26 protein-coding genes and 1 tRNA gene are annotated in these 24956 nt (G+C 58.6%); 15 read left to right on the forward strand and 12 right to left on the reverse strand.

The genetic code is table 11. From position 1 onward, the window contains the following. The 3 genes from ADM64_RS05400 to ADM64_RS05410 form a co-directional block, all read right to left on the reverse strand. Positions 1-336, reverse strand: a complete 336-nt coding sequence (locus ADM64_RS05400) for a YciI family protein (protein ID WP_049189837.1) — start codon at positions 334-336, stop codon at positions 1-3. Between the two features lie 108 nt (positions 337-444). Next, positions 445-930 (reverse strand): hypothetical protein, encoded by a 486-nt coding sequence (locus ADM64_RS05405; RefSeq protein WP_049193396.1) that lies wholly within the window; start codon positions 928-930, stop codon positions 445-447. 79 nt (positions 931-1009) lie between these two features. Further along, positions 1010-2338 carry a PepSY-associated TM helix domain-containing protein gene (locus ADM64_RS05410; protein WP_049193397.1) on the reverse strand — a complete coding sequence of 443 codons (1329 nt, stop codon included), beginning with the start codon at positions 2336-2338 and terminating at the stop codon, positions 1010-1012. Positions 2339-2483: 145 nt separating this feature from the next. On the opposite strand from ADM64_RS05410, the gene ADM64_RS05415 reads away from it, so the two are divergent. Beyond that, on the forward strand, positions 2484-3521 hold the full coding sequence (locus ADM64_RS05415) for an aldo/keto reductase (protein WP_049193398.1): 1038 nt from the start codon (positions 2484-2486) through the stop codon (positions 3519-3521). On the opposite strand, the gene ADM64_RS05420 is transcribed toward ADM64_RS05415, so the two are convergent. After that, positions 3505-4503, reverse strand: a complete 999-nt coding sequence (locus ADM64_RS05420; protein WP_049193400.1) for an LLM class oxidoreductase — start codon at positions 4501-4503, stop codon at positions 3505-3507. The genes ADM64_RS05415 and ADM64_RS05420 overlap by 17 nt on opposite strands. Positions 4504-4557: 54 nt before the next feature. Here ADM64_RS05420 and ADM64_RS05425 point away from each other — a divergent pair, with 54 nt between their 5' ends. Further along, complete coding sequence (locus tag ADM64_RS05425) at positions 4558-5475, forward strand: FAD-dependent oxidoreductase (protein WP_049193402.1); 918 nt, start codon at positions 4558-4560, stop codon at positions 5473-5475. Here ADM64_RS05425 and ADM64_RS10680 read toward each other — a convergent pair. After that, a complete protein-coding gene (locus ADM64_RS10680; RefSeq protein ID WP_318155830.1) occupies positions 5432-5671 on the reverse strand; it encodes a GNAT family N-acetyltransferase in 240 nt (79 codons plus the stop codon). The two genes, ADM64_RS05425 and ADM64_RS10680, sit on opposite strands and share 44 nt — an antisense overlap. Continuing rightward, a complete protein-coding gene (locus ADM64_RS11200; RefSeq protein ID WP_342585536.1) occupies positions 5650-5793 on the reverse strand; it encodes a GNAT family N-acetyltransferase in 144 nt (47 codons plus the stop codon). The genes ADM64_RS10680 and ADM64_RS11200 overlap by 22 nt, the downstream gene beginning before the upstream one ends. Positions 5794-6079: 286 nt before the next feature. On the opposite strand from ADM64_RS11200, the gene ADM64_RS05430 reads away from it, so the two are divergent. Then, positions 6080-7309, forward strand: coding sequence for an HNH endonuclease signature motif containing protein (locus ADM64_RS05430; protein ID WP_049193404.1), 1230 nt, complete (start codon positions 6080-6082; stop codon positions 7307-7309). Here the strand turns inward: ADM64_RS05430 and ADM64_RS05435 are convergent. Further along, on the reverse strand, positions 7306-7632 hold the full coding sequence (locus ADM64_RS05435; RefSeq protein ID WP_005511827.1) for a transglycosylase family protein: 327 nt from the start codon (positions 7630-7632) through the stop codon (positions 7306-7308). The two genes, ADM64_RS05430 and ADM64_RS05435, sit on opposite strands and share 4 nt — an antisense overlap. A 93-nt stretch (positions 7633-7725) precedes the next feature. Between ADM64_RS05435 and ADM64_RS05440 the strand changes: the two genes are divergently transcribed. The 3 genes from ADM64_RS05440 to ADM64_RS11135 are packed head-to-tail and all read left to right on the forward strand — an operon-like array spanning position 7726 to position 9429. Further along, the gene (locus ADM64_RS05440) at positions 7726-8739 is read left to right on the forward strand and encodes an App1 family protein (protein ID WP_049193407.1); all 1014 of its coding nucleotides are present in this window, start codon (positions 7726-7728) and stop codon (positions 8737-8739) included. Beyond that, on the forward strand, positions 8736-9164 hold the full coding sequence (locus ADM64_RS11130) for an AAA family ATPase (protein ID WP_241486336.1): 429 nt from the start codon (positions 8736-8738) through the stop codon (positions 9162-9164). Before ADM64_RS05440 ends, ADM64_RS11130 begins: the two co-directional genes overlap by 4 nt. Beyond that, on the forward strand, positions 9115-9429 hold the full coding sequence (locus ADM64_RS11135; RefSeq protein WP_241486337.1) for an AAA family ATPase: 315 nt from the start codon (positions 9115-9117) through the stop codon (positions 9427-9429). The genes ADM64_RS11130 and ADM64_RS11135 overlap by 50 nt, the downstream gene beginning before the upstream one ends. Here ADM64_RS11135 and ADM64_RS05450 read toward each other — a convergent pair. Further along, entirely contained in the window at positions 9413-10795 is a 1383-nt protein-coding gene (locus ADM64_RS05450; protein ID WP_049193409.1) for a DHA2 family efflux MFS transporter permease subunit, read from the reverse strand. The two genes, ADM64_RS11135 and ADM64_RS05450, sit on opposite strands and share 17 nt — an antisense overlap. A gap of 59 nt (positions 10796-10854) precedes the next feature. Here ADM64_RS05450 and ADM64_RS05455 point away from each other — a divergent pair, with 59 nt between their 5' ends. Then, a complete protein-coding gene (locus tag ADM64_RS05455) occupies positions 10855-11271 on the forward strand; it encodes an iron chaperone (RefSeq protein WP_049193410.1) in 417 nt (138 codons plus the stop codon). 38 nt (positions 11272-11309) lie between these two features. On the opposite strand, the gene ADM64_RS05460 is transcribed toward ADM64_RS05455, so the two are convergent. Both ADM64_RS05460 and ADM64_RS05465 read right to left on the reverse strand, forming a co-directional pair. Continuing rightward, the gene (locus tag ADM64_RS05460; RefSeq protein WP_049193411.1) at positions 11310-12125 is read right to left on the reverse strand and encodes a hypothetical protein; all 816 of its coding nucleotides are present in this window, start codon (positions 12123-12125) and stop codon (positions 11310-11312) included. 653 nt (positions 12126-12778) lie between these two features. Beyond that, positions 12779-12862: transfer RNA gene (locus ADM64_RS05465), tRNA-Leu, on the reverse strand. Positions 12863-13161: 299 nt separating this feature from the next. Between ADM64_RS05465 and ADM64_RS05470 the strand changes: the two genes are divergently transcribed. From ADM64_RS05470 to pknB, 7 genes are all read left to right on the forward strand, one after another. After that, entirely contained in the window at positions 13162-14061 is a 900-nt protein-coding gene (locus ADM64_RS05470) for a DUF3662 and FHA domain-containing protein (RefSeq protein WP_049193412.1), read from the forward strand. A 136-nt stretch (positions 14062-14197) separates the two neighbouring features. Further along, on the forward strand, positions 14198-14659 hold the full coding sequence (locus ADM64_RS05475) for an FHA domain-containing protein FhaB/FipA (protein WP_016421758.1): 462 nt from the start codon (positions 14198-14200) through the stop codon (positions 14657-14659). Beyond that, positions 14656-15990, forward strand: coding sequence for a PP2C family protein-serine/threonine phosphatase (locus ADM64_RS05480; RefSeq protein ID WP_049193413.1), 1335 nt, complete (start codon positions 14656-14658; stop codon positions 15988-15990). Before ADM64_RS05475 ends, ADM64_RS05480 begins: the two co-directional genes overlap by 4 nt. After that, the gene (locus tag ADM64_RS05485; protein WP_065428886.1) at positions 15987-17348 is read left to right on the forward strand and encodes an FtsW/RodA/SpoVE family cell cycle protein; all 1362 of its coding nucleotides are present in this window, start codon (positions 15987-15989) and stop codon (positions 17346-17348) included. Before ADM64_RS05480 ends, ADM64_RS05485 begins: the two co-directional genes overlap by 4 nt. Further along, the gene (locus tag ADM64_RS05490; protein ID WP_049193416.1) at positions 17349-18785 is read left to right on the forward strand and encodes a penicillin-binding transpeptidase domain-containing protein; all 1437 of its coding nucleotides are present in this window, start codon (positions 17349-17351) and stop codon (positions 18783-18785) included. 2 nt (positions 18786-18787) lie between these two features. Continuing rightward, on the forward strand, positions 18788-20284 hold the full coding sequence (locus ADM64_RS05495) for a serine/threonine-protein kinase (RefSeq protein ID WP_049193417.1): 1497 nt from the start codon (positions 18788-18790) through the stop codon (positions 20282-20284). Positions 20285-20337: 53 nt separating this feature from the next. Then, positions 20338-22401: a Stk1 family PASTA domain-containing Ser/Thr kinase gene (gene pknB / locus ADM64_RS05500; protein ID WP_049193419.1), complete on the forward strand. Its 2064-nt coding sequence runs from the start codon at positions 20338-20340 to the stop codon at positions 22399-22401. Positions 22402-22404: 3 nt separating this feature from the next. Here the strand turns inward: pknB and ADM64_RS05505 are convergent, their stop codons facing one another. Continuing rightward, on the reverse strand, positions 22405-23076 hold the full coding sequence (locus ADM64_RS05505; RefSeq protein ID WP_048731900.1) for an aminodeoxychorismate/anthranilate synthase component II: 672 nt from the start codon (positions 23074-23076) through the stop codon (positions 22405-22407). 135 nt (positions 23077-23211) lie between these two features. On the opposite strand from ADM64_RS05505, the gene crgA reads away from it, so the two are divergent. Continuing rightward, a complete protein-coding gene (gene crgA / locus ADM64_RS05510) occupies positions 23212-23481 on the forward strand; it encodes a cell division protein CrgA (protein ID WP_005511903.1) in 270 nt (89 codons plus the stop codon). A 138-nt stretch (positions 23482-23619) separates the two neighbouring features. Here crgA and ADM64_RS05515 read toward each other — a convergent pair whose 3' ends face one another. Further along, positions 23620-24804: an IS256-like element IS3503 family transposase gene (locus ADM64_RS05515; RefSeq protein ID WP_049193114.1), complete on the reverse strand. Its 1185-nt coding sequence runs from the start codon at positions 24802-24804 to the stop codon at positions 23620-23622. Positions 24805-24956 lie beyond the last annotated feature (152 nt).

A 24956-nucleotide genomic window follows, 5' to 3' on the forward strand; every position in this document is an offset into this window, starting at 1 on the left:
TTAATCGGCGACGGCGCGCATTTCAACGGCCTGCGCACACGCCTCCGCGGCTTCGTGAGCCAGGTTGATGGCCTCTTGCTCGTCTGCGACTTGGACAATCCAAAAAGCTGACGGGAACGTCATCGCGTTGTAGTACGGCAGATCGCTATGTGAACCATCCGGCAGCACCGTCATGGCATCCTCCGGCGGTACCAGCCCGCCGGACATAACCCAGTGGCCTTCGTCCTGGAGCTTCTGATTGAAGCGTCCAATCCGTTCAAAGGCAGCGTGCATTTCCTCATCAGAGTCATACGCGTTGATATCTCTGCGGCCATGGACCGTGAAAAAGTACTGCACACCAAGCTCCTGGGTTTCGTTTTGCTAAGTGTAACAGATTGAGTGGGGATGGAACCGGGAATTTGTGAGGAATTTAGAGCTTTGGTTGAGCGTTTTTGCGGCCAGGGCCTAGTTCTCCTGTTGCGCGGCGGCGGCTCGCTGTGCCCTAATCTCCGCTACCTGCTGCTTGCGGGTATTGAAACCCATGCGCCACGGGGCGGCTAGACCTGAGTCGGGGGCATGCGGGTTATCGCGCCAAGATTTGCCCTCGTTGTAGGCCTGCGCGCCCTCACGGTATGCGGCGGACTGCTGAGAAAAAGTTGGATACGGCTGTTCGTCAGCCTGCCTGGCCTGCGCACCGACCGATTTCATTCTCGCGCGCAGTTCCTTGATTTTGCTCTTCACCCTTTCGTCATGCTGTTCCTGCTGCTCTGCGATCTCAGCGAGTGCTTGCTGCTCGGTGATGGGGTCGAACGAGTCTTGGCCTGCCTTGTCGTAGGCTTCCTTAGCGCGCGGGGTGCGCTCCCAATCACGCAAAGACGGATTGTAAACGCACCAGTCTTCCTGACCGTCGTCTTTGTAGATACTGCCGCTGTGGTCCCAATACCTTGTCATGCGTTTACCCTCCTGAGTGTTTTTCATGGGTCTTACCACGCCGTTAGGTACAGGGAACCCGAAGGCGACAGAACCTACACTAACCTCTCCGCAGCTTCCGCCAGACCCAATCAACGATCACGAAGCCAACGAGAGTCACACCAAACAGTGGTGCAACCACCGAGTAGGCAATCAGCAGCGCCACAACGGCCGCTGCAACTCCCGGGCGAATGTCCCGCCAACGCGTCGGCGCCGGGAGCCTGCCAGGACGGCCACCTCGACCGCGCCCAAACCACATGGCGTAACCGCGCACAATCATCGCCAACAGAGCGACACCAATCAGCGCCAGGATCAGCTGATTCACCCACCCGAACAGGATGCCCATGTGCGCGTTAATCAGCCATTCGGTCAGTTTCGCCGGCAGCGGCCAGTCCGCAAAATGAATCCGATCGACCATCGCTCCGGTCGAGCCGTCAACGGTGACGGTCTCAATGCCCATCCGCCATTCCTCGCGGGCTTCCTTGGCCATCCACACGGTGCCAGCTTCCGGTGGTGTCAGTTCGACTTTCCCGGCCAGCCCCTCGGCACGTGCGAGTTTCATAACACTATCTGCCTCTGACCAGTCATAATTCGCTGGTGCAGTCGCAGTCATAGCTGGTTTCGGCGCGTACCAGTCCATCGTCTCGCGCAGCTTTGCGATGCCCGTTCCAGCCACCCACGACCACGTCAGGCCGGTGACGGTCAGGAACAGAAGTCCAACGCTAACCGCCACGCCAACATTCGCGTGACGACGCATATGATGCGCCCTCTTACTTGTTCCCTGTGTCCGCTTGCGACGCGAACGGTCCCACCAGAGCCAGAGGCCACCGATGGCCAGTGCGCCCATCCAGGATGCTGCCGTCTCGGAGTAGAGGCGACCAAAGTTGCTATCAATCCAGAGCCGGCGGTGCCCTTCCGAGATCCACGCCCGCAGTGGCAGCGCCGCCGAGGAACCGTATTGCACCAGGTCACCCTTGATGCTCAAGTCGCCTGGGTCAACGAACACCGCATGTCGGTAGGACTCCGACTTCAGCTGCTCGTCATTGAACATGACTCGCGTTGTCTGCCCCGGCTTTTCCGGGACCTGCACTGCGGTCACCGGCAGGTCAGGGTGCACGCGCTGCGCGACCTCAACCTGCTTTTCCAGCGGTTGTGCGGGAAGGCTTGATGTTGCGGTTAGCTCTTCGTGGTAAACCACCTTTTCTATGCTCGGGGCGAGGGCATACGCCACGCCTGTGATAGCTGCAATAACAAGTAGTGGCGCAACGAGGATGCCTGCAACGACATGGATTCGGTGCAGTAATGCTCGTGGCCCACCATTTTTCTGAGTCTGTGCGACGGGGTTTGCGGCTGGCGTTCCAGCGGCATCGCCTGTGGCTATTGAAGTCATGCCTTATTAGTCGGACGAACTGCCCCAGTTGTTCCCCAGCAAGCTCACTTTTATTACTTCCAGGGGTAGCCATTCGGCCACGCGCCTCGTTGTCGGCCACCTTGTGCGCAACTACCCGTCGTTAAGCACGCGTACCCTCGTAGACATGGCTTACCCAGACGTGTACCGCGCCGATGAAAACCGCTACGAAACAATGCCGTACAACCGCTCCGGCGGCACGGGGCTGAAGCTTCCAGCCATTACGCTGGGACTTTGGCATAACTTTGGTGATGACCGGCCGCTGGAAACGCAGCGTGAGATCCTGCGCACCGCGTTCGACCACGGCGTCACACACTTCGACCTCGCCAACAACTACGGCCCACCGCAGGGCTCTGCGGAGGCGAGTTTCGGTCGCATCATGGCCAAGGATTTCGCTCCTTACCGCGATGAAATGATCATTTCCTCCAAAGCCGGTTGGTACATGCAGGATGGTCCCTACGGCTTCGGCGGCTCGCGGAAGTACCTCGTGGCCAGCTGCGATGCCTCGCTGAAGCGCATGGGCCTGGATTATGTGGACATTTTCTACCACCACCGCCCCGACCCGGATACGCCTATCGAGGAAACCGTCGCCGCCCTCGACTTCCTCGTCCGCTCCGGTCGCGCGCTCTACGTCGGCGTGAGCTCCTACTCCCCCGAGCTCACTCGTCGCGCGCAGAAAATCGCCCGTGAGCTGGGCACACCGCTGACCATTCACCAGCCGAGCTACTCCATGTTCAACCGCTGGATCGAGGACGAACTGCTGGCAACCTGCGCCGACGAAGGCATGGGTGTCATCGCCTTTTCCGCGCTTGCGCAGGGGCTTCTCACCGACCGCTACTTGGATGGCGTGCCGGAATCCTCGCGTCTCGGGGCGCACAAGATGAACTCGGGGTTCCTCAACGACGACACGCTCACCGCCATCCGCGAGCTCAACGCCATTGCTTCACGACGAGGCCAGTCCCTGGCACAGATGGCCATCTCGTGGGTGCTCCGCCGTGACGAAGTGACCTCAGCCCTGATCGGTGCATCCTCGGTGAAGCAGCTGAAGAACAGCCTCGGCGCCCTGGACGCTGCACCGTTTAGCGATGAAGAACTCGCGGAAATCGACAAGTGGGCTGTCGACCGCGGGATTAATCAGTGGCAGGGCGCTACGGAGTCTGTGTAGGGAGCTCATCGAGCGCCGGCAGCACATACTCAATCAGCTCATCAATCTGCTCTTCCGCATCCCGCTTCGAGGTACGAAAGTTGATGCTGACGTGGTTGATACCGAGCTGGCGCTGGGATTGCAGCAGTTCAATGAGCTTGTTGCGGCCAAGGCGGTACCCGAAGTGGCCACCCTGCGCGGGGGCGTCGGGGTCTTCATGCAGGTCAATCCACAGTGATTCCAAGAAGGGCTTGAACACGCCCTCGCCGCACTCCTGGGCCACCGCCTCCTGCCAGTTGGCGATGTTTTTCTTCTGCATCTCCAGGCCTTTGTGGTACATGAACCACCCGTCGGTATGCGCGGCCTTCCACTCCAGGCTCTGCTGACAGGAGCCGGTGGCCAACAGCGGAACTCGGCGGGCCAGCGGCTTGGGCACCACATCGGATCCGCCCATCTTGCCCTCGGACCACCGGATAGGCCGGTAGCTAGTGCTCAGGGCCTTTTTATAGACCTCGATATGCTCGCGGAAACGCTCACCCCGCTTGCCTTTGTCCTGGTTAAAGGCGGGAAACTCCTCGGGTCGGTCCCCAGTGGCAACGCCGAAGAGGAAACGACCGTCGGAAAGCCTGTCCAGTGTGGCAGCGCGCTTGGCCATCACCAGCGGATGCTGGAAGGGCACGACGACTGCGCCGGTGCCGAGCGCGATATCGGTGGTGTGTGCGGCGATGTAACTGAGGTACATCCAGGGGTCGTAGACCTGGCCGACGTCGCCGAATGTTTCCACGCGCAGCGGGATGTCGCGTGCCCACACCGCCGCGATGCCTGCGCGTTCGACTTTCTGAATCAGCCGAATCTGGTTGCTCAGCGCGTCCTTGGGCTCGGCTTCGGCGTCCTGCTCGATGGGCAGGCTGAGCCCCACCGTGAGTCGGCCCGGCGCGAATGTGCGCTGGTAACCGGGTAGTTCGTCGATGGGCTTGTCCGAAAGATCAAACAGCGAGCTCATGGTGCTCCACGGTAGTACAGCTCGAGGTGCGGCACTCGTCGTTAAGCTGGAAACATGCTTGAGGATGTCATCATCGTCGGTGGCGGCCAAGCTGCCCTCGCTACCGCCTATTACTTGCACAAACGCGGCATTGATCCGCTCATTCTGGACAATCAGCCCGCTCCCGGCGGCTCCTGGCGCAATGTCTGGCCCTCACTGACGCTCTTTTCCACCCCGGACTTTTCCAACCTTCCGGGCATCCAGATGCCCAATTATGACGGTTTCCCGCCCGCTTCCCACGTGATTGACTACCTCAACTCCTACGAAAAGCGCTACGAACTGCGCGTTCAGCGCCCGGTCGCCGTCACGCACGTCTCCCATGACGGCACCTTCCACCTCACCAGCGATGCCGGTGACCTCGAATCCCGCCAGCTCATCGCCGCCACCGGCAACCGGCCCTTCGTCCCGCACTACCCCGGCACGACCGCCGCAAAACAGTGGCATTCGGCCAACTACCCAGGTCCCGAGCCATTCGAAAGCTCCCGCGTTGCCGTTGTCGGCGCGGCGAACTCCGGCGCACAAATTGCCTCTGAACTGGTACTTTCCAACATCGACACCACCTGGTTCACCCGCCACGAACCACGCTGGATGCCCAACGACGTCGACGGCCGCGTCCTGTTCAAACGCTACCGCCAGGGCGCCACCGACAGCATCGGCGACATCGTCGTCCTACCGCCCGTCCGCAAAGCCCGCGACTCCGGCGCACTCACCTGGACGCCCATGTTCTCCTCGCTTGACGACGTCCACGCGGACCACCTCATCTGGTGCACCGGTTTCCGCCCAGCGCTCGGCCCTTTCCGCAGCATCGACTCTGACCTCATCGAGTTCGTCGGCTACGGCGACTGGGTTGGCCCCGGTGCCGCCACGATTATGGGCGTTGGCCCCTTCGCTAAGCGCGCGGCCGAGCGGGTGGCTGCCCGTCTGTCAGCATGACCTGCATCAACAGCATGTCCAACCATCGCCCGTTCTTCGTCCCCACCTGCGGCAGTAGCCCAACACGCTGAAAGCCATACTTTTTGTGCAGCGCAATCGACCCCTCGTTACTGCCTTCTATCGCCGCAGCCAAGACGTGCTTTCCCGCCTCGCGAGCAGCATCGATGGTCGCGCTTAACAGTGCGCCGCCATCCATGCGATGCGATCCTCCGCACTGACAGTGTCATCATTCCAGATGGCGACGGTGTTGATTACGGCTTCGTTGTAGATCTCCGCGATTGCCGCGGCGTCCTCCCGCGTTGCGTGCCGGATGATCATGGTTTTGCTCCCCGCTGTCTGTGCTGTTTATCTGCGCTCTGCTTTTATGAAAGCGAGATTACCAAGCTTTCGTTTTCGAACTGGTGTTTTATTTATGTTTTTGGACCAGGGCCTAGCGTACGCCCTGCAAATGCCCAGCTAAACGGTGCCTTTATAGTCGGCTAACCATCTTCGAAAACTCCTCAAAATTCTCTTTCATTTCTCTTTACAAGCCAGAAAAGCGCCTGTATGATAGCAAGTAAGTTCGAAAGAAAACCGACAACCATTGGAGCACCAGGGGGATCCAATGAAGTCCGAACAAGTACCCGAACCATATTGGGCTCACGAAAATCCTGAAGATGAGCTCTCAGCACTCGCGCGGGCTACCAACCGCGCCCAACTTGAGTTAATTAAAGCCTGCTGCCCTGCAGGTGATGATGACGTTGAAAACCATGCCGCTCGCATCAGCGTTCGGTTGGGAATCACTCGCAGTGAGGCACTACGTATCTGTGACATTGGCCTGTTGCTGGAGAAAATGCCACAGTTGGCGGAATATGCCCGGGAAAGCTGCGCATTATCCATGCGGCAACTCGGCATCATTGCACATGGCGTAGTCGGCATCGAGCCTGATCAAATACCCGATGCAGAGAAGAAGATTCTGGCATTGGTTACGCCACGGAAGCGTCGTCAAGCAATGATTGGTCCTCGCACGCTCACCACCAAAATTGGTGATATTGCTGCGGATTTGGATGACCGCGCTCGTGCCGACGGCACAATTCCCACCATCACCGATACGGAATCGGTGACTCTGGTGGAACGTCCCGACAGCTACTCCCAAATCATTCTCACCCTGCGGCCGGACCGCGCCTATTTCGCCATGTGCGCAATTGAAACGGTCTTCCGCGCGAATGAGGAAATGACGCAGGCGGATGCATTTGTGGAACTGATCCACCAGCGCACCAATGCGGAAGTTGTGCTCAATGTTTTCCGCGAGCCCCACAGTGATGATGCCTGGCTGGACGGCGCCGGCTGGCTTGGCGCGCTGGTCACGGAGGAGTGGATGCAAAAGGTGACGCATGTCCGCCTCTCAGCAGACAGCGCCACCAATGGTTACCGTCCAACTCCAGCGCAGGTCGCCCGCGTCCACGGTCGCGACGGCACGTGTCGCTTCCCCGGCTGCGAAGTCCCAGCGTACAAGTGCGATATTGACCATATCGCGCCGTACAACCAGGAAGACCCCGAAGCCGGTGGCCCCACCGACACACAGAATCTGCACTGCCTATGCAGGAAGCACCACAACCTGAAAACCCACAAGCTCTGGGATATCACCGCTTATGAGGACGGCTCAGAGGTGTGGTCCTCTGCCGACGGCGTTACCGCGGCGACCGTCCCGGCCGGACCATTAGCCGGGTTCGGGCGACAGACATTTGACAAACGCGCTACTCAGAAGACGAAAGCACGCCATGACCACTACATGAAGTGGTGGCTGTCATTCGCGGCTGTGCCAGATCTGGTCTTTGATGATGGGGAGGATTAACCCAGCGGACCACCGCAGTTCGGCCATGCGCCAGCACCCTGGGAGGCAAGCACGCGCTCGCCAATCTCAATCTGCTGCTCCTTGGTGGCCTGGTCAGCCGTCGGTGCGTACTGGTCACCGCCGTGGCCGCTCCAGGTCTGCTGCGAGAACTGCAGTCCGCCGTAGTAGCCGTTACCGGTATTGGTCTGCCAATTTCCGCCGGACTCACAAGCCGCAACCTGATCCCAGGCGCTGACTGATGCAGCGTTAGCGGCCGCGGTCGGGGCAGCAATCATGCCTGCTGCCACAGCGGCGGATGCGATGAACTTACCGGAAAAACGCATAAAAAGAGAACACTCCTAAAGGGTTGACTTTTCTCTTGGGCGACCAACCTACGCGCACCCTCCCCCGTCCTGTCAACCCGTATCCTGGAAAGCATGTCCGTGGCAGATGTCGTCCGCAAGACCGAGAGAAGGATCAACGCGCTGGCCGCCAAGCGTTCCAAAAACGCTGGTTGGGAACCGGAAATCATCGGTTTCACCGGGTACGGAAATGCAGAGCGCGTGCGCGTATTCGGCCGTGTCCTCCTGAAGGATCCGGCCAAAAAACGAGACGAAGAACGAAACAAAAAACGCGGATTTTGGCAGTTCTTTACCGTCGAACTCGCGGACTTTCCCGTCACCATCACTGCCGGCGACCGCACGGTGGAAACCACCACGGATAGCAACGGCTATATCGAGGTACTAATCAGGAATCACGGCCTCGAACCCGGCTGGCACGAAATTACCATCAACGACACTCCTGCAGAGGTCCTCATCCTCTCCCCGGAGACCAAATACGGCATCGTCTCCGATATTGATGACACCGTGTTGGTCACCATGCTGCCGCGCGCCCTCATCGCCGCCTACAACTCCTGGGTCAAGGAGACAGACGAGCGCAAGGCCGTCGCTGGCTTCAGCGAGTTTTATGCGCAGCTTCGCCGTCGTTACGCGAGCAAAACCGACGAGGACACGGACGTCCCCGTCATCTATCTCTCCACCGGAGCGTGGAACACCTTCAGCACCCTAAAAAAGTTCCTGCACCGCAACAACCTGCCGAAGGGCCCACTGCTTCTCACCGATTGGGGGCCAACGCCCACCGGCCTGTTCCGCTCGGGCAAGGAACACAAGAAGGTGCGACTTCGCGACCTGTTTATTGACTTCCCCGAAATCAACTGGATTCTCGTCGGCGATGATGGCCAGTACGACCCGCTCATCTACGGCACGGCCGCGGCGGAGCATCCGGACAAGGTCGCGGCAATCGCAATCCGCAACCTCACTCCCAGCGAGCACGTGCTCTCTCACGGCACGGCGGTGCCAATTGAAAAGCTGGAGAACAAGGAGGTCCCGTTCATCGAGGGCGCAGACGGCTTTGAACTGCTCAAACAGATCGACCAACTGCCGCAACCATGATCTACCTCCGCCATGCCCGTATTCACGATGATGCCGAGCTCCCGGCGTACGTCGTAAAGCTCGCCCTGCCCTTCCCCATGGCCTTCACCACGCCGATTACCATTCTGACCGGCGAAAACGGCAAGGGAAAGTCGACGGTGCTGGAGGCGTTGGCGTCGGCGATGGGTGTCGATACGGACGGTGGCTCGCGATACAAGACGCAAGAGCGCACCTCCCCGGTCCCACTGGCGCTGACCAGGCGCAATCCCCCGGACACGTTCTTCTTTCGCGGCGACGCGCACCTGAACCTCGCGCGCTATTACGAGTCGCTTGGGGCAGCTACCAGGTGGCAGAGAAATGGCAGACCTCACCCAGATGAGCCACGGCCAATCCATCATGACGCTGGCCGAACGCCGCTTCAGTCCCGAATCACTGATTTTCCTTGACGAACCCGAGGCCGGACTGTCGGTCCTACGCCAACTGGAGCTCCTCGGCCGCCTCGGCGCGCTCGCGGAAGCCGGCGCACAAATCATCATGGCGACGCATTCCCCCATCCTGCTCGCCACGCCAGAAGCAACGATTATTTCGCTTGACGACGCCGACACCACCCACTTCGAAGACACCCTCGCGGTACGGGCAACCAGGGATTTCCTGGCCGATCCGGTCGGCATCGCAGACTACATGGTGGAGCGTTTTACTTCGGATTCTTAAGCCCCAGCGCCGCCACGACACCCAGGGCCGACAGTGCCACCGGCAACCACATCGCGTCACTCATGGCGGTGGTGAAGTCGCCACGGTTGCTGCTGAGAGCTGCGGCCATGACGGTAGCAATCAGCGCGCTGCCCAGCACACTGCCAATCTGGCGGATGGTGTTGTACACACCGGAGGCGGCACCGGCGAGGGACGGGTCGATGTTGCGGGTGGCAGCCGTCGACAGCGTGCCCCAAATAAACGCGTTTGCCACACCGAATGCGGCGCCCGGCAGCAGCAGCCACAGCACGGAGAGGTCCTCGTGGATGAGGTAGTGGAACCCGAGCATGCCCACCAGCGAGGACCCAAAACCAATCAGCGCGAACTCGCGGAACTTCAGCCGGTCCAGCATTCGCCCAGTCCACGGTGCCATGACACCGGAAATGACCGCCTGCGGCACGAGCAGTAGTGAGGCCTGGATGGTCGATAGGTCGCGAGCATTCTGGGCGAAGAGGATGATTGGGAAACCAACCGCGACCACCAGCGCCCCCGTCACAGCAATCGCCAGCGAGGAGATGGTGAAGTTGCGATCCTTAAAAAGGGACAGTGGCATCAACGGTTCGGCCGTGGTCTTGGCCTCCCACGCGGTGAATAGTCCAAGAACCACCACGCCACCGGCAATCAGTGCCCAGATCCAACCGGACCAGCCGGCACTCTCCCCCTCCTGAATGCCGAAGACCAGCAGGAACATACCAATCGCGCTGAGTACAACACCGAGATAATCAATCTTGTTGCGGTGTGTCTCAAATGTCGGCAGATAGCGGAACGCAAAAACCAGCCCGATCAGCCCAATCGGCACATTAATGAGGAAAATCCAGCGCCAACTCAGCAGCTCAATCAACACGCCACCGGCCAGCGGCCCCGTCAGCGAGGCAATTCCGGCCGCCGCACCCCACAGGCCCATCGCCGCACCGCGATGCGCCGGCGGAAACATCTGCGTAATCAGCGCCATCGTCTGCGGCGTCAGCAGCGCGGCCCCCAGTCCCTGCACCACGCGGGCAATGATCAGCATGCTTAACGACGGCGCCAACCCACACGCCAGCGACGCCAACACGAAGATAACCAGGCCCGCTACATAGGTGTGCTTGACTCCCCAGAGGTCACCGAGCCTGCCAGTAATGAGCAACGGCACGGCATAGGCCAGCAGATAACCACTGGTCACCCACATGACCTGGTTGAGCTCACCGCCCAGTTCATGCTGGATGGTGTTGATACCAACGGTGACAATGGTGGCGTCGACCAGGATCATGAAGAAGCCGAGTAACACGGTCCATAGCGCTGGCCACGCCTTTTTGGGATCAAACTGAGTATTCAAATCTGTAGCCACTCGGAGTTATGTTAGTTGATGGCTCGGGTGTTAGTTGATGGCACAGTAAAATCCAGGCTATGGCTGTTCAGCATATGACCGATGAAACCATCGCCGAGTTCTTCGCCAATCACCTCTCGCGGGTAGATGATGACACGCAGCGTGCTGTCGCTCTCGAGGTGTTGGAATGGGTTCACGAAAAGTACCCGGAACTCGGCGTTCGCATTGCCTGGAATCAGCCGATGTTCACGCTCGATGGCACTTTTATCATCGGTTTCTCCTACGCCAAGAAACACATGGCGATCGCCCCGGAACGCGCTGGTATTGAAAAGTTCTCCGACGAGTTCGATGCCCGCGGCCTCTCCTACGGAAAAATGATGGTCCGCTTCCCCTGGCCAAAGGACGGCAAAGCCGAGTCGATGCCGCTCGACCTGCTGGCCAAGATGATCGAGTTCAACATGGAGGACAAGCGCGGGATGACCAAGTTCTGGCGATAGGTCGGGGTCGATTACCAGCCCTGGAAGCTACCAAGCACTTAATGAGCATTCCTTTTCTCAGCGAGATCGCGCAGGAATGTGTCTTTGTCGTCGCAGTAAATCTCAATCGAGGAAACCATCATTGGTCCCTTGTAAAGATCTTCTGCCACGACCTGCGAATCGACTTCTAACCTGACGTTCACTTCACTCAAAACAGGCACCCTGAGATTGCCGTGCTCGTCAATTGCTACGTCCCCTCCTTCACCTGCCGTTACGGAGCTCGCATGACGTAAGTGTGACCACGGAATTTCACAAATAAGCCTTCGCCCATTTCGCAGTACGAGTCCTTGCGGTGTTATTAGATGGGGATGGTCCCGAACAGTTACGTAAAATCCAGATAAAAGAACTACGGCATAAACACTAATTACCAGAAATAAATATCGCCAAAATGCATTAGAAATAGCAAAATGCACTATGCTTATTTCTGCAACGCTCAGCGCCAGTATCATAAAAACAACAGTTCGAAGGTTTCTATGTACAGTGAAGGATCTGACTTCACTGTCGACATTTCTCTGAGGCTTAAAAAAGGTGAAAGCAGCTAGCAGCGAACCAACTTCCGAAACGAGTAACGCTAGTATTTTTCGAGGTACGCCAAATTTCTTTGACGTCTCGGACAGCGAAGCAGCCCATGACCTGCCATTTCTGAGATAGTCTTGCCACATACCTCCAAACAGTAAGAGAAAAGCCGCAACCACCACGGCAAGTGGTAACAGGAATACCCAACCCGGCAAACCAGATACCACATTCATAAGAAGGAAAAGAACTGCTTCAAGAATAATTGCGGTAACCAGAATTGCTCTAAATATAATTTTCATGCCTACATTCCGACTATGAATTGACAGGCTTTCCTCGGAAGAAGATTCCTCACCATGCAAGCTCTCTCTTAATATTTCTTACACATTCTTGAGTTGATTTTTCACGATATAAACAGGTACCAAACAATCGTTAAAATATGGCCGTGAGCCAAATTCATGACTGAACACCGCTATACCAATGTCGCAGATGGGGGCCGACCGCCCTCATGCTCATCTCAAAACTATTCAAGTTTTCTTCTACTTTCAATACAAAATGAGTTTTGAGATTTCTACATTTCTTCTCGCGAGCTGGCTGCAATGCTCGCTGGCCCACGCATCCGACGACTTGTGGCCACGCTATTCACCTATCGATGCGCTGTAGCGTGTCCACAAGTGAATAGTGCATCGACAAGTGAGAGGGCCTGGCCCACAGCGTGCGCATAAGTGCCGAAAAACCATCGATAAGTCAGGAGAATCCATCGATAAGTGAGAGAAATACATCGATAAGTCCCCGAAACCTGGCCATAAGTGCCGGACAGGGTTAAAGGAGGGTTACAGGACAAGCCAACAACCTCGGCTCAGCATCCGCCCCTGCTTCAATCCAACCCCCATGCTAACCCCCACCACAAACAAAAAATCCTCGGAAGCTTTTACACTTCCGAGGATCTTCACTGTGGGCGAAGGGGGACTTGAACCCCCACGTCCGTAAAGGACACTGGCACCTGAAGCCAGCGCGTCTGCCATTCCGCCACTCGCCCGTGGGAACGAATAGAACTATAACACCCCGCGCTAATACACCACCAAATCCCCAGGCCAGCGCGCGTTTTTCACCACTTTTCAAGCACTTTCCAACGGAATTTAAAACGCCTTTTCAGCACTTAGCAATAGCAACTTCCCCCACAACCGTCGTCACTATTTGATAAACCTCAGCAGTTCCTAGCCCTTAACTGAAGGTGTAGGGCTCTATACTGTTGCTTAAGTATCGATAATTTTTGTGCACATTTTTTTCACGTAACCCGCCGCGGTTTGGCGGGAGAAGGCGAATTTCTTTAGTCAGATGGATTTCCTAGGACGCATCCGCAAGCTTGATAGCTCGCTTCAGCGCGGGCTCGATAACAGCTTTGCGCGCGTGTTCGGCGGCAAGGTTGTCCCGAATGAGTTAGAAGAATGCCTGAAGCAGGAAATTGAAGACTTCCTGATGCAGGACGCCAACGGTCAGTACTTGGCACCCAATGATTTCCGCATTGGCATCAGCGCTGCCGACTACAAGAACCTTTCTGCGTCCGAGCCCAACCTGCCGAATCAGTTGGCTGACCGCATGACACGCTACTGCCGTAACAACGGCTGGGGCTTCACCGGTTCCATTAGCGTCCACCTGCAGGCAGTGGAGTCTCTCCACACCGGCCAGTTGAAGACGGCCAGCACTTTCACCGAGGACACCGTGGGCACCTCGGAGTTCGTCCCATTCGAGGACAGTGCCGATGATGCCAACACTGACGCAGCCCCGTCGCAAAGCGATGATGAACCCCAAGCTGCAGAGACCTCTGCCGCCTACCACCCGCAGCCGGAAGCTGAGCAGTTCCCCACCGCTTCCCGCCCCATCCCCGCGGTCGACCCAGAGGCTGCAACTGAGCTGAGCAGCGCGGCCGTGGGTGAAGACCAGTCCCAGGAAAAGACCGTCACCCTGCTGTTGCAGGACGGCTCCTCGCGCGTATTTGAGGTGCGCCATGGTTCGAACATCATCGGCCGCGGCACCGCTTCCGACTTCCGCCTCCCGGATACTGGTGTTTCCCGCCAGCATGCCGAGATCACGTGGGATGGCCAGGACGCTGTGCTCGTCGATTTGCATTCGACCAACGGCACCATTGTCAATGGCGAACCCATTGAGAACTGGCTGCTGGCCGACGGCGACGAAATCTCGCTAGGACATTCTGTTCTCGAAGTTCAGATCCGCTGATTCAGATCCGCTAAGTAGTGAGGTTCACCAGGTTCACATGCCACTGCCCTAGGTTTGCCGACACATTCCTGGAATAATTACGTCCGTGTGTTCGGTTTGCGGACCCACCAGCTCTACATAAGGAGGTTCCTCGGACGTGGAAGCTATCGTTTTTCTGCTTTCGCGCATCGGCGTGCTGGTCGTCCTGTGGTTTTTCATTTGGATGACGCTTCGCACCCTGCGTACAGAAACAACAGGCTCGGCTCCGCTGCGCCCACTTCGGCAGGCCAGCAGTGCTCCGGCCAAGCGTTTCCAGCGCTCGCAGACTCCACATCAGCTCCTTGTCACCTCCGGGCCGCTGGCGGGTTCGCGCATGAACCTAAACAACCAACGCGACATCACTATTGGCCGTTCAGAGTCGAATGCCTTCGTCCTCAACGATGACTTCGCCTCGGGCCAGCACGCTCGCGTCATCAACCGCGACGGCATCTGGTACTTGGAGGATCTGGACTCCCGCAATGGCACATTCCTCAATGGCCAGCGCGTGGAACAGCCGGAACGCCTGGCTTCGGGTATGGAATTTCGTATTGGCCGTACAACTTTGAGGTTGCAACCATGAGTCTTGCTCTGAATTACACGGCCCGCTCTGACCGCGGCCTCATCCGACAGAACAACGAGGACTCCGCCTATGCGGGTTCGCGTCTGCTCGCGCTTGCCGACGGCATGGGTGGCCACGCCGCCGGAGAAATCGCATCCCAGCTGATGATTGCGGCCGTCTCTCGGCTGGACAATGATCAGCCCGGCCCCGATTTGCTCGAGTCCCTGCGCAGCGCCTGCATGGAGGGCAATAACTCCATTGCGGATGAAATTGAGCAGAACCCGTCTACGCAAGGCATGGGCACTACGCTGACTGCTCTGCTTTTCGACGGCACCCGCCTGGGCATGTGCCATGTCGGTGACTCGCGTGGCTATCTGCTGCGCGACGGGGAGCTCATCCGCATTACCCGGGATGACACCTATGTGCAGTCCCTGGTGGATGAGGGCAATCTCACCGAGGAAGAAGCGGCAATTCACCCTCAGCGCTCACTGATTTTGAAGGCTCTCACCGGTCGCCCGGTGGAGCCTACTTTGTCTTATCGCGATGTTCACGAGGGCGATCGCTACCTGCTGTGCTCGGATGGTCTATCCGATCCAGTGTCCGCGGACACCATCAAGGATGTGCTCTCGGAGGGCACTCCGGACGAGGCCGCTACCAAGCTCATTGACTACGCGTTGAAGTCCGGTGGTCCGGATAACATCACCGTGGTGGTTGCCGATGTTGTCGATTCGTCGGCACGCACGCCTTACGAGCCCGCCCTGGCCGGTGCCCTGCAGAGTGCGGAGGAGGAACTCCCCCGCCCCAATACGTCAGCGGGACGCGCGGCGGCACTCCGCCCGCGGAAGTCACAGGAAATTGCAGTGACTTCGGCGCCGGAGAAGAAAGCTTCCAAGGGCAAGTGGCTAGTTATTTCTGTGGTGCTGGTGCTGGTGGCCGGGTTGGTCGGCCTTGGTATTTGGGGCTGGCAGAAGAAGGAGTCGATGTACCATCTCGCGGTGGTCGACGGGCAGGTGCAGCTGATGCACGGCGTGCCCGGCAGTTTGCTGGGCTTCGATCTGCAAGAGCCACATCAGTTCATCTGTTTGACCGATGACAATAAAGTTCAGCTTCCTCCGGCTGGGACGGCGAAGGAGAAGGTCGACTGCCACATCATGACGCCGGAAGATCTCTCACCGGCGGCACGCAATTCGCTGGAAGGTCTGCCAGCTGATTCCTACAACGGTGTCAGCGACCAGATTGGACGTTTGGCGGAGTCGGCGCTGCCGGTGTGTCTGTCCGTTTCCGACGATGACAAGAAGGATGAAAAGCTGGGCTCGAAGCCAGGAGTCAACTGTAGGCAGGTGCGAAAATGAGTGAAACTACCACGAAGCGACAGCTTCGGATGAAGGAAATGCTCCTGCTGCTGCTGTCGGCAGGATTGTTGCTTTTGGCACTAATTTCGCTGGAACTGGCTCAGGGTAACTCTCTGACCGGAGATGTCTTTTACATCATTGGCGGATTCTTTGTGATTTTTGCAGTGGCGCATATCGCGCTGACCTTTGTGGCGCCCAACGCCGATCAGGTGATGCTGCCGGTTGCAGCAACGCTCAATGCCTTGGGGCTGGTGATGATTCACCGCCTCGACCTGGCCAATGACACCTCGTTGGTGCGCAATCAGATCATGTGGACCGTACTCAGTGTCGCACTGTTTATCGGCGTGATTGTCCTGCTGCGCAACCACCACTCGCTGTCGCAGTACTCGTATCTGCTGGGTCTCGGCGGCTTGATTCTGTTGGCGCTACCGCTGGTGTGGCCGTCGTCGATTAATGCTGATGCCCGCATCTGGATTTCCATCGGCCCGTTCTCCATGCAGCCGGGTGAGTTTGCCAAGGTCATGCTGCTGATCTTCTTTGCTCAGCTGCTGGTGAATAAGCGCTCGCTGTTCAATGTGGCGGGCAAGCGTTTCCTGGGCATTGATTTCCCGCGTGTTCGCGACCTGGGTCCGATTCTGCTGATCTGGGGCATCGCTACCGTCATCATGGCTCTGCAGAATGACTTTGGCCCGGCGCTGGTGCTCTTCGGCACTGTGCTGGCAATGCTCTACGCTGCCACCGGTCGCGGTTCCTGGCTGATCATCGGCATGGTGCTGGTGACCGTCGGCGTTGTCGGTGTCTACATGGTTTCGGACAAGATTCAGGCGCGAGTCACGCATTTCCTGGATCCGTTGGGCTCCTACGACGAGGGCGGCTACCAGCTCTCCCAGGGTCTGTTCGGCATGAGCTGGGGTGGCATCGGTGGCACCGGTCTGGGCCAGGGCTACCCACAGAACATTCCGGTGGCACACTCTGACTTCATCCTCTCGGCCTTTGGTGAGGAGCTCGGTTTTACCGGCCTGAGTGCCATCATCCTGCTGTTCGCGATTCTGATTTCCCGCGGTATTTCGGCGAGCTTGGCGGTACGTGATTCCTTTGGCAAGCTGCTGGCGGCCGGTGTCGCATTCTCGATGGCCATTCAGCTGTTCGTGGTTGCAGCCGGTGTTTCCAAGCTGATGCCGCTGACCGGTCTGACTACTCCGTTCATGTCAGCCGGTGGTTCCTCACTGTTGGCCAGCTACATCATGTTGGCTATCGTGTTGCGCGTCTCTGATGAGGCCAACCGCCCCTGGGGAATTCCAAGCAACTCTTCGGGCCTCAACGACAATGCCACCGCATCTCAGGAGGTGAACCAGTAGATGAATAAGACCATTCGCCAAATCTTTGTTGTCGTTCTCGGACTCTTCGTTCTTCTACTGGCGAACCTGACCTACATCCAGGGTTTCCAGCAGGATAAGTACGCCCACAATCCGCTGAATAGCCGCCAGTTCCTGGAGGAAAAGTCCAAACCTCGCGGCCAAATCACCACTGACGGCGACATTCTGGCCCACTCGGTCAAGGGCGAGAGCGGCTTCTATGACCGCAGCTACGACACCAACCCGGAGGCATATGCCGCGGTGGTCGGATACCTGTCGGACATCTACGGCTCCGCCGGTATCGAACGCTCTCAGAACGAGATCTTGAACGGCAGCGACCCTTCGCTGTTTACCTCCCGCGCCCTCGACATGGTCACGGGCAAGGAACCCTCTGGGGCCTCCACGGAGCTGACGCTGTTGCCGAACGCTCAGCGGACTGCGTACCAACAACTCGCTGAACGCGGCTACGTCGGCTCCGCCGTCGCCATTCGCCCATCGACGGGTGAAATTCTCGCGATGGCCTCCACACCGTCGTTCAACCCGAATGACATCGCCGCCGGCGACGAGAGTACCTGGCAGTCCCTCAATAACAATGAGGGCGCACCGCTGCTCAACCACGCCACTCAGCGTCCGCTGCCGCCGGGTTCCACTTTCAAGGTGTTGACCACGGTCACGGCACTGGAGCAAGGCGCTTCCCCGGACACCTCGGTCACTGGCGCACCGCAGATTACGCTGCCGGATACCACCACTACGTTGGAGAACTACGGTGGCTCGACCTGTGGTGGGGCTACTACAACTCTCCGCCAGGCTTTCGCGCAGTCCTGTAATACGGCATTCGCTGAGCTCGGTATGCAGTACGGGGCCGATGCGCTCAAGGACGTCGCTAAGCGATTCGGCATCGGTGAGACCCACGATGACGCGGGCCTGCCGATTCAGCCCTCCGCTGTCGGTGATATTCCGGATCAGTCCTCGCTGGGTCAGACCTCCATTGGTCAGCGCGACGTGTCTTTCACGCCGCTGGACAACGCCATCATCGCCGCCACGATTGCCAACGGCGGCGTGCGCATGGAACCCCAGATCATCAAATCGGTGCGCGGTGCCGACCTCTCCGAAATCAAGTCCTTTAAGCCGATTGAAGCCGGCGAGGCGATTTCGCCGGAGGTCGCGGAGACCGTAACTGAGCTGATGCGCGGCTCCGAGTCGCACTCGGGCGGTAACGGTTCGCGTATTGCCTCCAAGACCGGTACCGCGGAACACGGTGCTGTCCGCGGCGAGTACGCACCGCACGTCTGGTACATCGCCTTCGCGCCGGACTCCGATGTCGCCGTGGCTGTCGTCGTGGAAAACGGTGGCGGCCAGGGCCCGGGCGCTACCGGCGCCTCCGTTGCTGCCCCGATTGGCCGTGCACTCATTAACGCGGTCGAACAGGCGGGTCGATAAGCATGGATGCCCACCAAGTTCAAGACATCGTTGGCGACCGATATCACGTCCGCCGTCTGCTCGGCCGTGGCGGCATGTCCACCGTCTGGCTTGCCGACGACGCCACCAGCGGCGAACTGGTTGCAATCAAACTTCTGAACCAGGAATACTCGGACAACTACGAGTTCCGGCAGCGCTTCCAGAACGAAGCCGCCGCTGCGCGCAGCGTCAACAGCCCAAACGTGGTGAAGATTGTCACCTACGAGGAAGGCGACATCGGCAGCCACGGCGCGTGTTACATCGTCATGGAGTACATCCGTGGCGAATCTCTGTCGCAGGTGCTGCAGCGACGTCGCACCCTGCCAGAGCACCTGATGCTCGACGTTCTGGAGCAGACTGCACACGGCCTGTCGGCAATTCACGCTGCGAACCTTGTCCACCGCGACATTAAGCCAGGCAACCTCCTGGTGACGCCGGAGGGCACCGTGAAAATTACCGACTTTGGCATTGCCAAAGCCGCTGAAGCGGTGCCTCTGACACGTACCGGCATGGTCGTCGGCACCGCGCAGTATGTCTCACCGGAGCAGGCGCAGGGCAAACAGGTGAGTCCGGCGACAGACATCTACTCGCTTGGCTGTGTCGCCTACGAAATGGTGGCCGGCGCCCGGCCCTTCCAGGGCGACTCCACCGTCGCGGTTGCCGTGGCACACATCAACGAGGCACCACCTGCGTTGGCGCCGACGGTCAATCCGCATATCCGCGAACTTATCGGCATTATGCTGCGCAAGGATCCGCAGCGTCGCTATGCCGATGGCCGTGAGCTGGCACAGGCTGTTTTGCGAGTGCGCGCGGGGCACCGCCCACCGCAGCCGCGTGGTGTGACCCCAACGGTGCACCGTCAATCCAACGCTGCCAACCCGGCGACCACCGAACTCGGTGCCATGACGCGACCGCCCATGCCGGTGTCGCAGCCACCGCAGCAGCCACAGCAGCAACCGCAGCGGCCACCGCAGCAACCCGCCCGACAGCGTAAGCCGGCAAAGAAGCGCAGTGGCTGCGGTTGTGGCTGCGGCAGCATTGTGCTGTTGGTGCTGCTAGTGTTGCTGGCCGGTGCTATCGCGGTCGTCTATTCGCTGTCGACTACCGGTTCACTGCCAACCATTCCGAACTTGGAGCAGTACATTCCGAACCAGTCACAGCAGCAAACCACAGAGGAAAACACCGACCCCAACGACGGTTCTGGTTACGGTTGGTCGGGTGACAATTCCGGTAACTGGGGAAATAACGACGGCGGCAACTCTGGGGAAAACTACGGCGGCAACAATGACGGTGCTTCTGACAGCTCCACTGAGCAGGACACCAGCGAGACCGCCCCGGATACGTCCGAACCGACTCAGGATTCGGGCAACGACAATGGCAACGACAGTGGCGACGACTCCAGTGGCGGTGGTCTGCCCGGTATTCAGTTGCCCCTGGGAAATGACTCCGGTAATACCTTGGGGACTCCAGATGCACAGTAATATTCAGGTACAAGATGTTTTGGTGGAAATCCTTCCGAAGGGACTGACGAACAATGTCTGGCAATGACGATCTCCTCTCCGGCCGTTATCGGCTCGGCGAGCTCATTGGCGTTGGCGGCATGTCCGATGTCTACCGCGCTGAAGATACTGTTCTCGGTCGCTCTGTCGCGGTCAAGATGATGAGGGCCGACCTTGCCAGGGATGAGAACTTCCTCGCAAGGTTCCGTCGTGAAGCGAAAAATTCAGCGCTGCTGAATCACCCGTCGATCGTGTCGGTGTACGACACCGGCGAGACGGATAGCCCGATGGGGCGCGTGCCTTTCATTGTCATGGAGCTGATTCAGGGCGAGACCCTGCGTGATCTTGTTCGTCGTGAGGGGCGGCTCGACCCGAAGAAGGCCGCATCGATCATGGCATCGGTGTGTGATGCGCTGACGGCATCCCACCATGCGGGCATTATTCACCGTGACATCAAGCCAGCGAACATCATGCTGACCAACACCGGCAAGGTGAAGGTGATGGACTTCGGCATCGCTCGCGCGCTCGGTGATTCCACCACGATGACGCAGACTGCGGCGGTGCTGGGTACCGCGCAATACCTCTCGCCGGAGCAGGCGCGCGGTAAGACCGCCGATGCCCGTTCCGATATTTACGCTGTCGGCTGCGTACTTTTCGAGGCCGTCACGGGCGCCCCGCCATTCACCGGTGAAACCCCTCTTTCTGTCGCTTACCAGCACGTTCAGGACCAGCCGCCGCGACCTTCGGGGAAGCTCAACACCGACCCGAACACGGCTCAGGCCCTCGACGCGGTGTTGTTGACCGCGATGGCCAAGGACCCGATGGAGCGCTACGACTCCGCAGAGGACTTCGCCCAGGATTTGCGTCGTCTTGCACGCGGCGAGGATCCGTTGGCGCTGGCGCACCACGGCGCGCATGACGACGACGCGAAGACCACCGAATTCCTTCCGGCAGCTCCATCGGATGCTGAGACCCGGGTGACCCCTGCACAGCAGGCAACTCCGGCCGCTGTCCCTGCTCCGGCTCCGGCTCCGGAACCGAAAGAAGCAGCTGCCCAGCCGGAAGCCCCTGCTCAGATCGCTAACACTGACGAGCCTGAGAAAAAGAAGGGTGGCGCAGGAAAGACTGTCGCACTGGCGGCTGCTGCGCTGGTCGCTCTCGGCGGTGTCGGCTACGGTGCCTACCAGCTTTTCAACTCGTCCACCGAGGTCGAGACCGTTGCCATTCCGCAGGTCGAGGGTCTTAATGTCAATGAGGCAACGCAGGTTCTCGAGCAGGCTGGTTTCGTGGTCAACCGCGTCGACGAGCCGAACCCAGATGTGCCCCGAGACACGGTGATTGCCACCGAACCGGGTGTCGGATCGGGGTTGCCGCAGGGATCTCGCATCAAGCTGCGCGTATCTTCGGGCCCGGAGTTGACCAATGTGCCGGATGTACGCGACAAACAGGCCGAGGAAGCTCGCCGCCTGCTCGAGGAGGCGGGGCTTGTCGTCAATCCAAAGCTGCAAGAGGAACCGAGTGAGGACGTTCCGCGCGGCAATGTCATCGAGCAGTCTCCAGCTGCCGGTTCTCAGGTGTCGAAGGGAACCCGCGTAACTTTGACTGTCTCCTCCGGTATCGAGACCAAGACTGTTCCGGATGTCACTGGTCAGAGGTTGGATTCCGCCCGCACGACCCTCGAGTCCGCTGGTTTCGTTGTCGAGGTGGTGGAGGTTGACTCCACTGAGGAACAGGGAACCGTTGTTGAGGTTCCCCAGAAGGGCACGGAGCTCACCGTCGGAACGACTGTCGAGCTGCACGTTTCGCGCGGCAACCAAATTAAGATGCCACGAGTTGAGGGCCAGACTCTCAGCGATGCGGAGAAGGCACTCACCGATGCCGGCTTCGAGGGAACTATCCGCACCGAGGAAGTCACCACGCTGGACCTGTCCAAGGTCGACCACGTGGAGAAAGCCAACCCGTCGGCCGGATCCAAGCTCAACAAGGACGGCGAGGTCACCCTACGCGTCTACCGGCTGGGGGTCGCCCCGGAGAGCTCTTCAGAGGAACGGCCTGCTCCTGAACCTCCCATAAGGCTGCCGGATCTGCTGCCTAACTAGCGGCTAGTGTGCCAGCACGTCTGAGAAGGCGCGCTGGTACACCGCCTGCTGCTCTTCCAACTCCGCCAGGAGTTCCTCGGTGTACTCACCGCCGGCCAGTCGCAGCCAATTGACCAGCATGCGGTGCCCGTACTGGGTGAGTACCGACTCCGGGTGGTACTGCACGCCGTGAATCGGCAGGTCGCGGTGGCGCATCGCCATCAGCATGCCCGAATCGGTGAATGCCGTGGCAATGAGTTCCTCCGGCAACGTCTTCGGATCCACCGTCAACGAGTGGTAGCGCGTGGCAATAAAAGGACTGGGCACATCGGCCAGAACACCCGTGCCGTCATGAGTGACCGGGGAGGTCTTGCCGTGCAACAGCTCGTCGGCACGCACGACCTGCGCACCAAAGACCTCACCAATCGCCTGGTGACCCAAGCACACACCCAACACCGGTGTCGGCTCGTCCTGCCTGCTCACCGCGCGAATAATGTCCTCTGTCCATCCCGCATTGGACGGCTCACCGGGACCGGGCGACAGTAGGATTGCATCAAATTGCTTTACGACGTCGTCAACATCGCGGAGACGCGCATCATCATTGCGCCAGACAGTAACCGTTTCGCCGAGCTGGCCTATGTACTGGACCAGATTGAATACGAAGCTGTCATAGTTATCGACGACGAGAATCTGCATAACTGGGAATTCTACTGCCTGCGAACTTCACTGGTAAGTTCGGATGCAAAGTTTACAATTATGCATATACCGCGGGAGTGTAGATACCGCGCTGATCGCAACCTGCTGACCACAACCTAAGGAGTTTAAAGCGCTATGCCTAAGGCAAAGATTGAAAGCACTAATTCACCACAATCCGGTGGCTCCTCTGTCAGCCGTACCCCGGTCAAAATCAATAGCACTCAGACACCGGTGTGGTACAAGGTGCTGATGTTCGGGTTCATGCTGATTGGTTTGGGCTGGCTGCTGGTCAACTACATCGCGGGTCCGCATATTCCGTTCATGGTGACTTTGAACGCATGGAACTACGTCATCGGCTTTGGTCTTTTCATTGTTGGTCTGCTGATGACTATGGGTTGGCGTTAGTCAGCTCTAATACACCGCACTCCTCAGGCGCATCCATTATTGGATGCGCCTTTTTCATGCCTAAAAACCCAGGTCAATTCACCCCCGTCAATACCGGGTTAAGTAAAGAAAAGTGTGTCTTTTCCGGGCGTGTTGCGGTTATTTGATCCAGCCTTTTTGGATGCCGAGGTTGTGTTGGTAGCTGGTGTCGATGGCGGTGTCGTATTCTGCTGGTGCACCGATGTCATTGGTAGTGGCTGTGGTGTTGTGGGTGATCAGGTCTGTTGCTGTGGAAAGTGCGTCTTGACCCCATCGTTGGTCCCTGGCGATCTTGACCGGATCGTCAGGGACTTCTGTATGTAGATACAGCCACCAATCCATCACTGTGCGTTGATGCGGTAGTGATAGTCCGCGGTGTCTGCGGGCTAGTTCTTTTATGGGGGCGTTGATGCCACCTTCGAGGCTGTTTGTTGTTGCTGCAAGGTTGTCGGGGTCGATGGTTGTTGGTGGGGGTTGCAGGTAGGTAAACAGCAGGTCTCTGCGGTGCAGAGATAGCAATGATTGATAGGCCGCTCGGACGCGTTGGTGGGTGTAGACCTTGGTGTAGGCGCCGGTAACGGGGTCTTTGATGGTGGTTTTCTCGTTCATCCATTCCCGGTAGGTGTGGTCGAATTCGTGCAGGTGGGCGACCCATGTGGATGCTTGGTCAAGGTCGGTGATGCGAGTGAGTTTCAGGGCTAGGCGGTAGAGGGTTTTGCCGGCATCGGTGCGGGGGTTGCTGGTGGTGTGGCGGCAGACTGTTCGTTGGGCGTGGACGAGGCAGCGTTGGATGCGTGTTGTTGGCCAGCAGTGGTGGATGGCTGATTGGGCACCTTGTCCGCCGTCTGTGACTGCGATTAGTGGTGCGGCAATGGGGCGTAGGAGTTCGGTGTAGGCGGCGGTGGTTTCGTGTCTGGCCCAGGTCCAGTTGATGACGTGGGTTTTACTGGCTGCGATCAGGAGGCATCCGGACTTTAGATAGGTCGCGTCGAGGAAGATTTGGTCATGGATGCGGAATGAGTCGATGGTGGGTGTGGGGATGATCCACCAGCACCATCGGAATCGGTGGTGCATGGTTTGCCTGGTTACGCCATGGTGTGCGGCGAAGGTGGTTAGAGATTGGGTGCCGGTGGCCCATTGGATGAACAAAGCCATGGTGGCGGTGTTTTTGTTGTGGGTTTGGGTGTTGCGGGTAAAGGAGTGTCCGCAGTGGGTGCAGCGCCAACGGGTGGTTGATTTGCTGGTGGTGCCGTTTTTCTTTGTGTTGTTGCCGCATAGTGGGCAGCTGGGGCGGTTGGTGGTCATCCTTTAATCCAACCGGTGTGCGGTTAGCACAAATGTGGCCGGAGGTGCGGGATGGTGTGGGTAATAGCTTTCGGGGAGCTATTCTTTGGTGATTTGTGGTGTGTGGTCTGGGGTTATGGTGGCATGCGGACACACTTTTCTTTACTTAACCC

The organism is Corynebacterium sp. 401_CJEI (assembly GCF_001076435.1).
Taxonomy (GTDB): Bacteria; Actinomycetota; Actinomycetes; order Mycobacteriales; family Mycobacteriaceae; genus Corynebacterium; species Corynebacterium jeikeium_D.

What these genes read in the sequence shown, in the direction of transcription:
- ADM64_RS11130 (WP_241486336.1), top strand. Translation starts at nt 8,736, where the DNA reads ATGATCTACCTCCGCCATGCCCGTATTCACGATGATGCCGAGCTCCCG.
- ADM64_RS05420 (WP_049193400.1), bottom strand. Translation starts at nt 4,503, where the DNA reads ATGAGCTCGCTGTTTGATCTTTCGGACAAGCCCATCGACGAACTACCC.
- pknB (WP_049193419.1), top strand. Translation starts at nt 20,338, where the DNA reads ATGTCTGGCAATGACGATCTCCTCTCCGGCCGTTATCGGCTCGGCGAG.
- ADM64_RS11200 (WP_342585536.1), bottom strand. Translation starts at nt 5,793, where the DNA reads ATGATCATCCGGCACGCAACGCGGGAGGACGCCGCGGCAATCGCGGAG.
- ADM64_RS05455 (WP_049193410.1), top strand. Translation starts at nt 10,855, where the DNA reads ATGGCTGTTCAGCATATGACCGATGAAACCATCGCCGAGTTCTTCGCC.
- ADM64_RS05405 (WP_049193396.1), bottom strand. Translation starts at nt 930, where the DNA reads ATGACAAGGTATTGGGACCACAGCGGCAGTATCTACAAAGACGACGGT.
- ADM64_RS05435 (WP_005511827.1), bottom strand. Translation starts at nt 7,632, where the DNA reads ATGCGTTTTTCCGGTAAGTTCATCGCATCCGCCGCTGTGGCAGCAGGC.
- ADM64_RS05505 (WP_048731900.1), bottom strand. Translation starts at nt 23,076, where the DNA reads ATGCAGATTCTCGTCGTCGATAACTATGACAGCTTCGTATTCAATCTG.
- ADM64_RS05515 (WP_049193114.1), bottom strand. Translation starts at nt 24,804, where the DNA reads ATGACCACCAACCGCCCCAGCTGCCCACTATGCGGCAACAACACAAAG.
- ADM64_RS10680 (WP_318155830.1), bottom strand. Translation starts at nt 5,671, where the DNA reads ATGGATGGCGGCGCACTGTTAAGCGCGACCATCGATGCTGCTCGCGAG.
- crgA (WP_005511903.1), top strand. Translation starts at nt 23,212, where the DNA reads ATGCCTAAGGCAAAGATTGAAAGCACTAATTCACCACAATCCGGTGGC.
- ADM64_RS05480 (WP_049193413.1), top strand. Translation starts at nt 14,656, where the DNA reads ATGAGTCTTGCTCTGAATTACACGGCCCGCTCTGACCGCGGCCTCATC.
- ADM64_RS05490 (WP_049193416.1), top strand. Translation starts at nt 17,349, where the DNA reads ATGAATAAGACCATTCGCCAAATCTTTGTTGTCGTTCTCGGACTCTTC.
- ADM64_RS05495 (WP_049193417.1), top strand. Translation starts at nt 18,788, where the DNA reads ATGGATGCCCACCAAGTTCAAGACATCGTTGGCGACCGATATCACGTC.
- ADM64_RS05415 (WP_049193398.1), top strand. Translation starts at nt 2,484, where the DNA reads ATGGCTTACCCAGACGTGTACCGCGCCGATGAAAACCGCTACGAAACA.
- ADM64_RS05425 (WP_049193402.1), top strand. Translation starts at nt 4,558, where the DNA reads ATGCTTGAGGATGTCATCATCGTCGGTGGCGGCCAAGCTGCCCTCGCT.
- ADM64_RS05440 (WP_049193407.1), top strand. Translation starts at nt 7,726, where the DNA reads ATGTCCGTGGCAGATGTCGTCCGCAAGACCGAGAGAAGGATCAACGCG.
- ADM64_RS11135 (WP_241486337.1), top strand. Translation starts at nt 9,115, where the DNA reads ATGACGCTGGCCGAACGCCGCTTCAGTCCCGAATCACTGATTTTCCTT.
- ADM64_RS05485 (WP_065428886.1), top strand. Translation starts at nt 15,987, where the DNA reads ATGAGTGAAACTACCACGAAGCGACAGCTTCGGATGAAGGAAATGCTC.
- ADM64_RS05430 (WP_049193404.1), top strand. Translation starts at nt 6,080, where the DNA reads ATGAAGTCCGAACAAGTACCCGAACCATATTGGGCTCACGAAAATCCT.
- ADM64_RS05410 (WP_049193397.1), bottom strand. Translation starts at nt 2,338, where the DNA reads ATGACTTCAATAGCCACAGGCGATGCCGCTGGAACGCCAGCCGCAAAC.
- ADM64_RS05460 (WP_049193411.1), bottom strand. Translation starts at nt 12,125, where the DNA reads ATGAAAATTATATTTAGAGCAATTCTGGTTACCGCAATTATTCTTGAA.
- ADM64_RS05470 (WP_049193412.1), top strand. Translation starts at nt 13,162, where the DNA reads ATGGATTTCCTAGGACGCATCCGCAAGCTTGATAGCTCGCTTCAGCGC.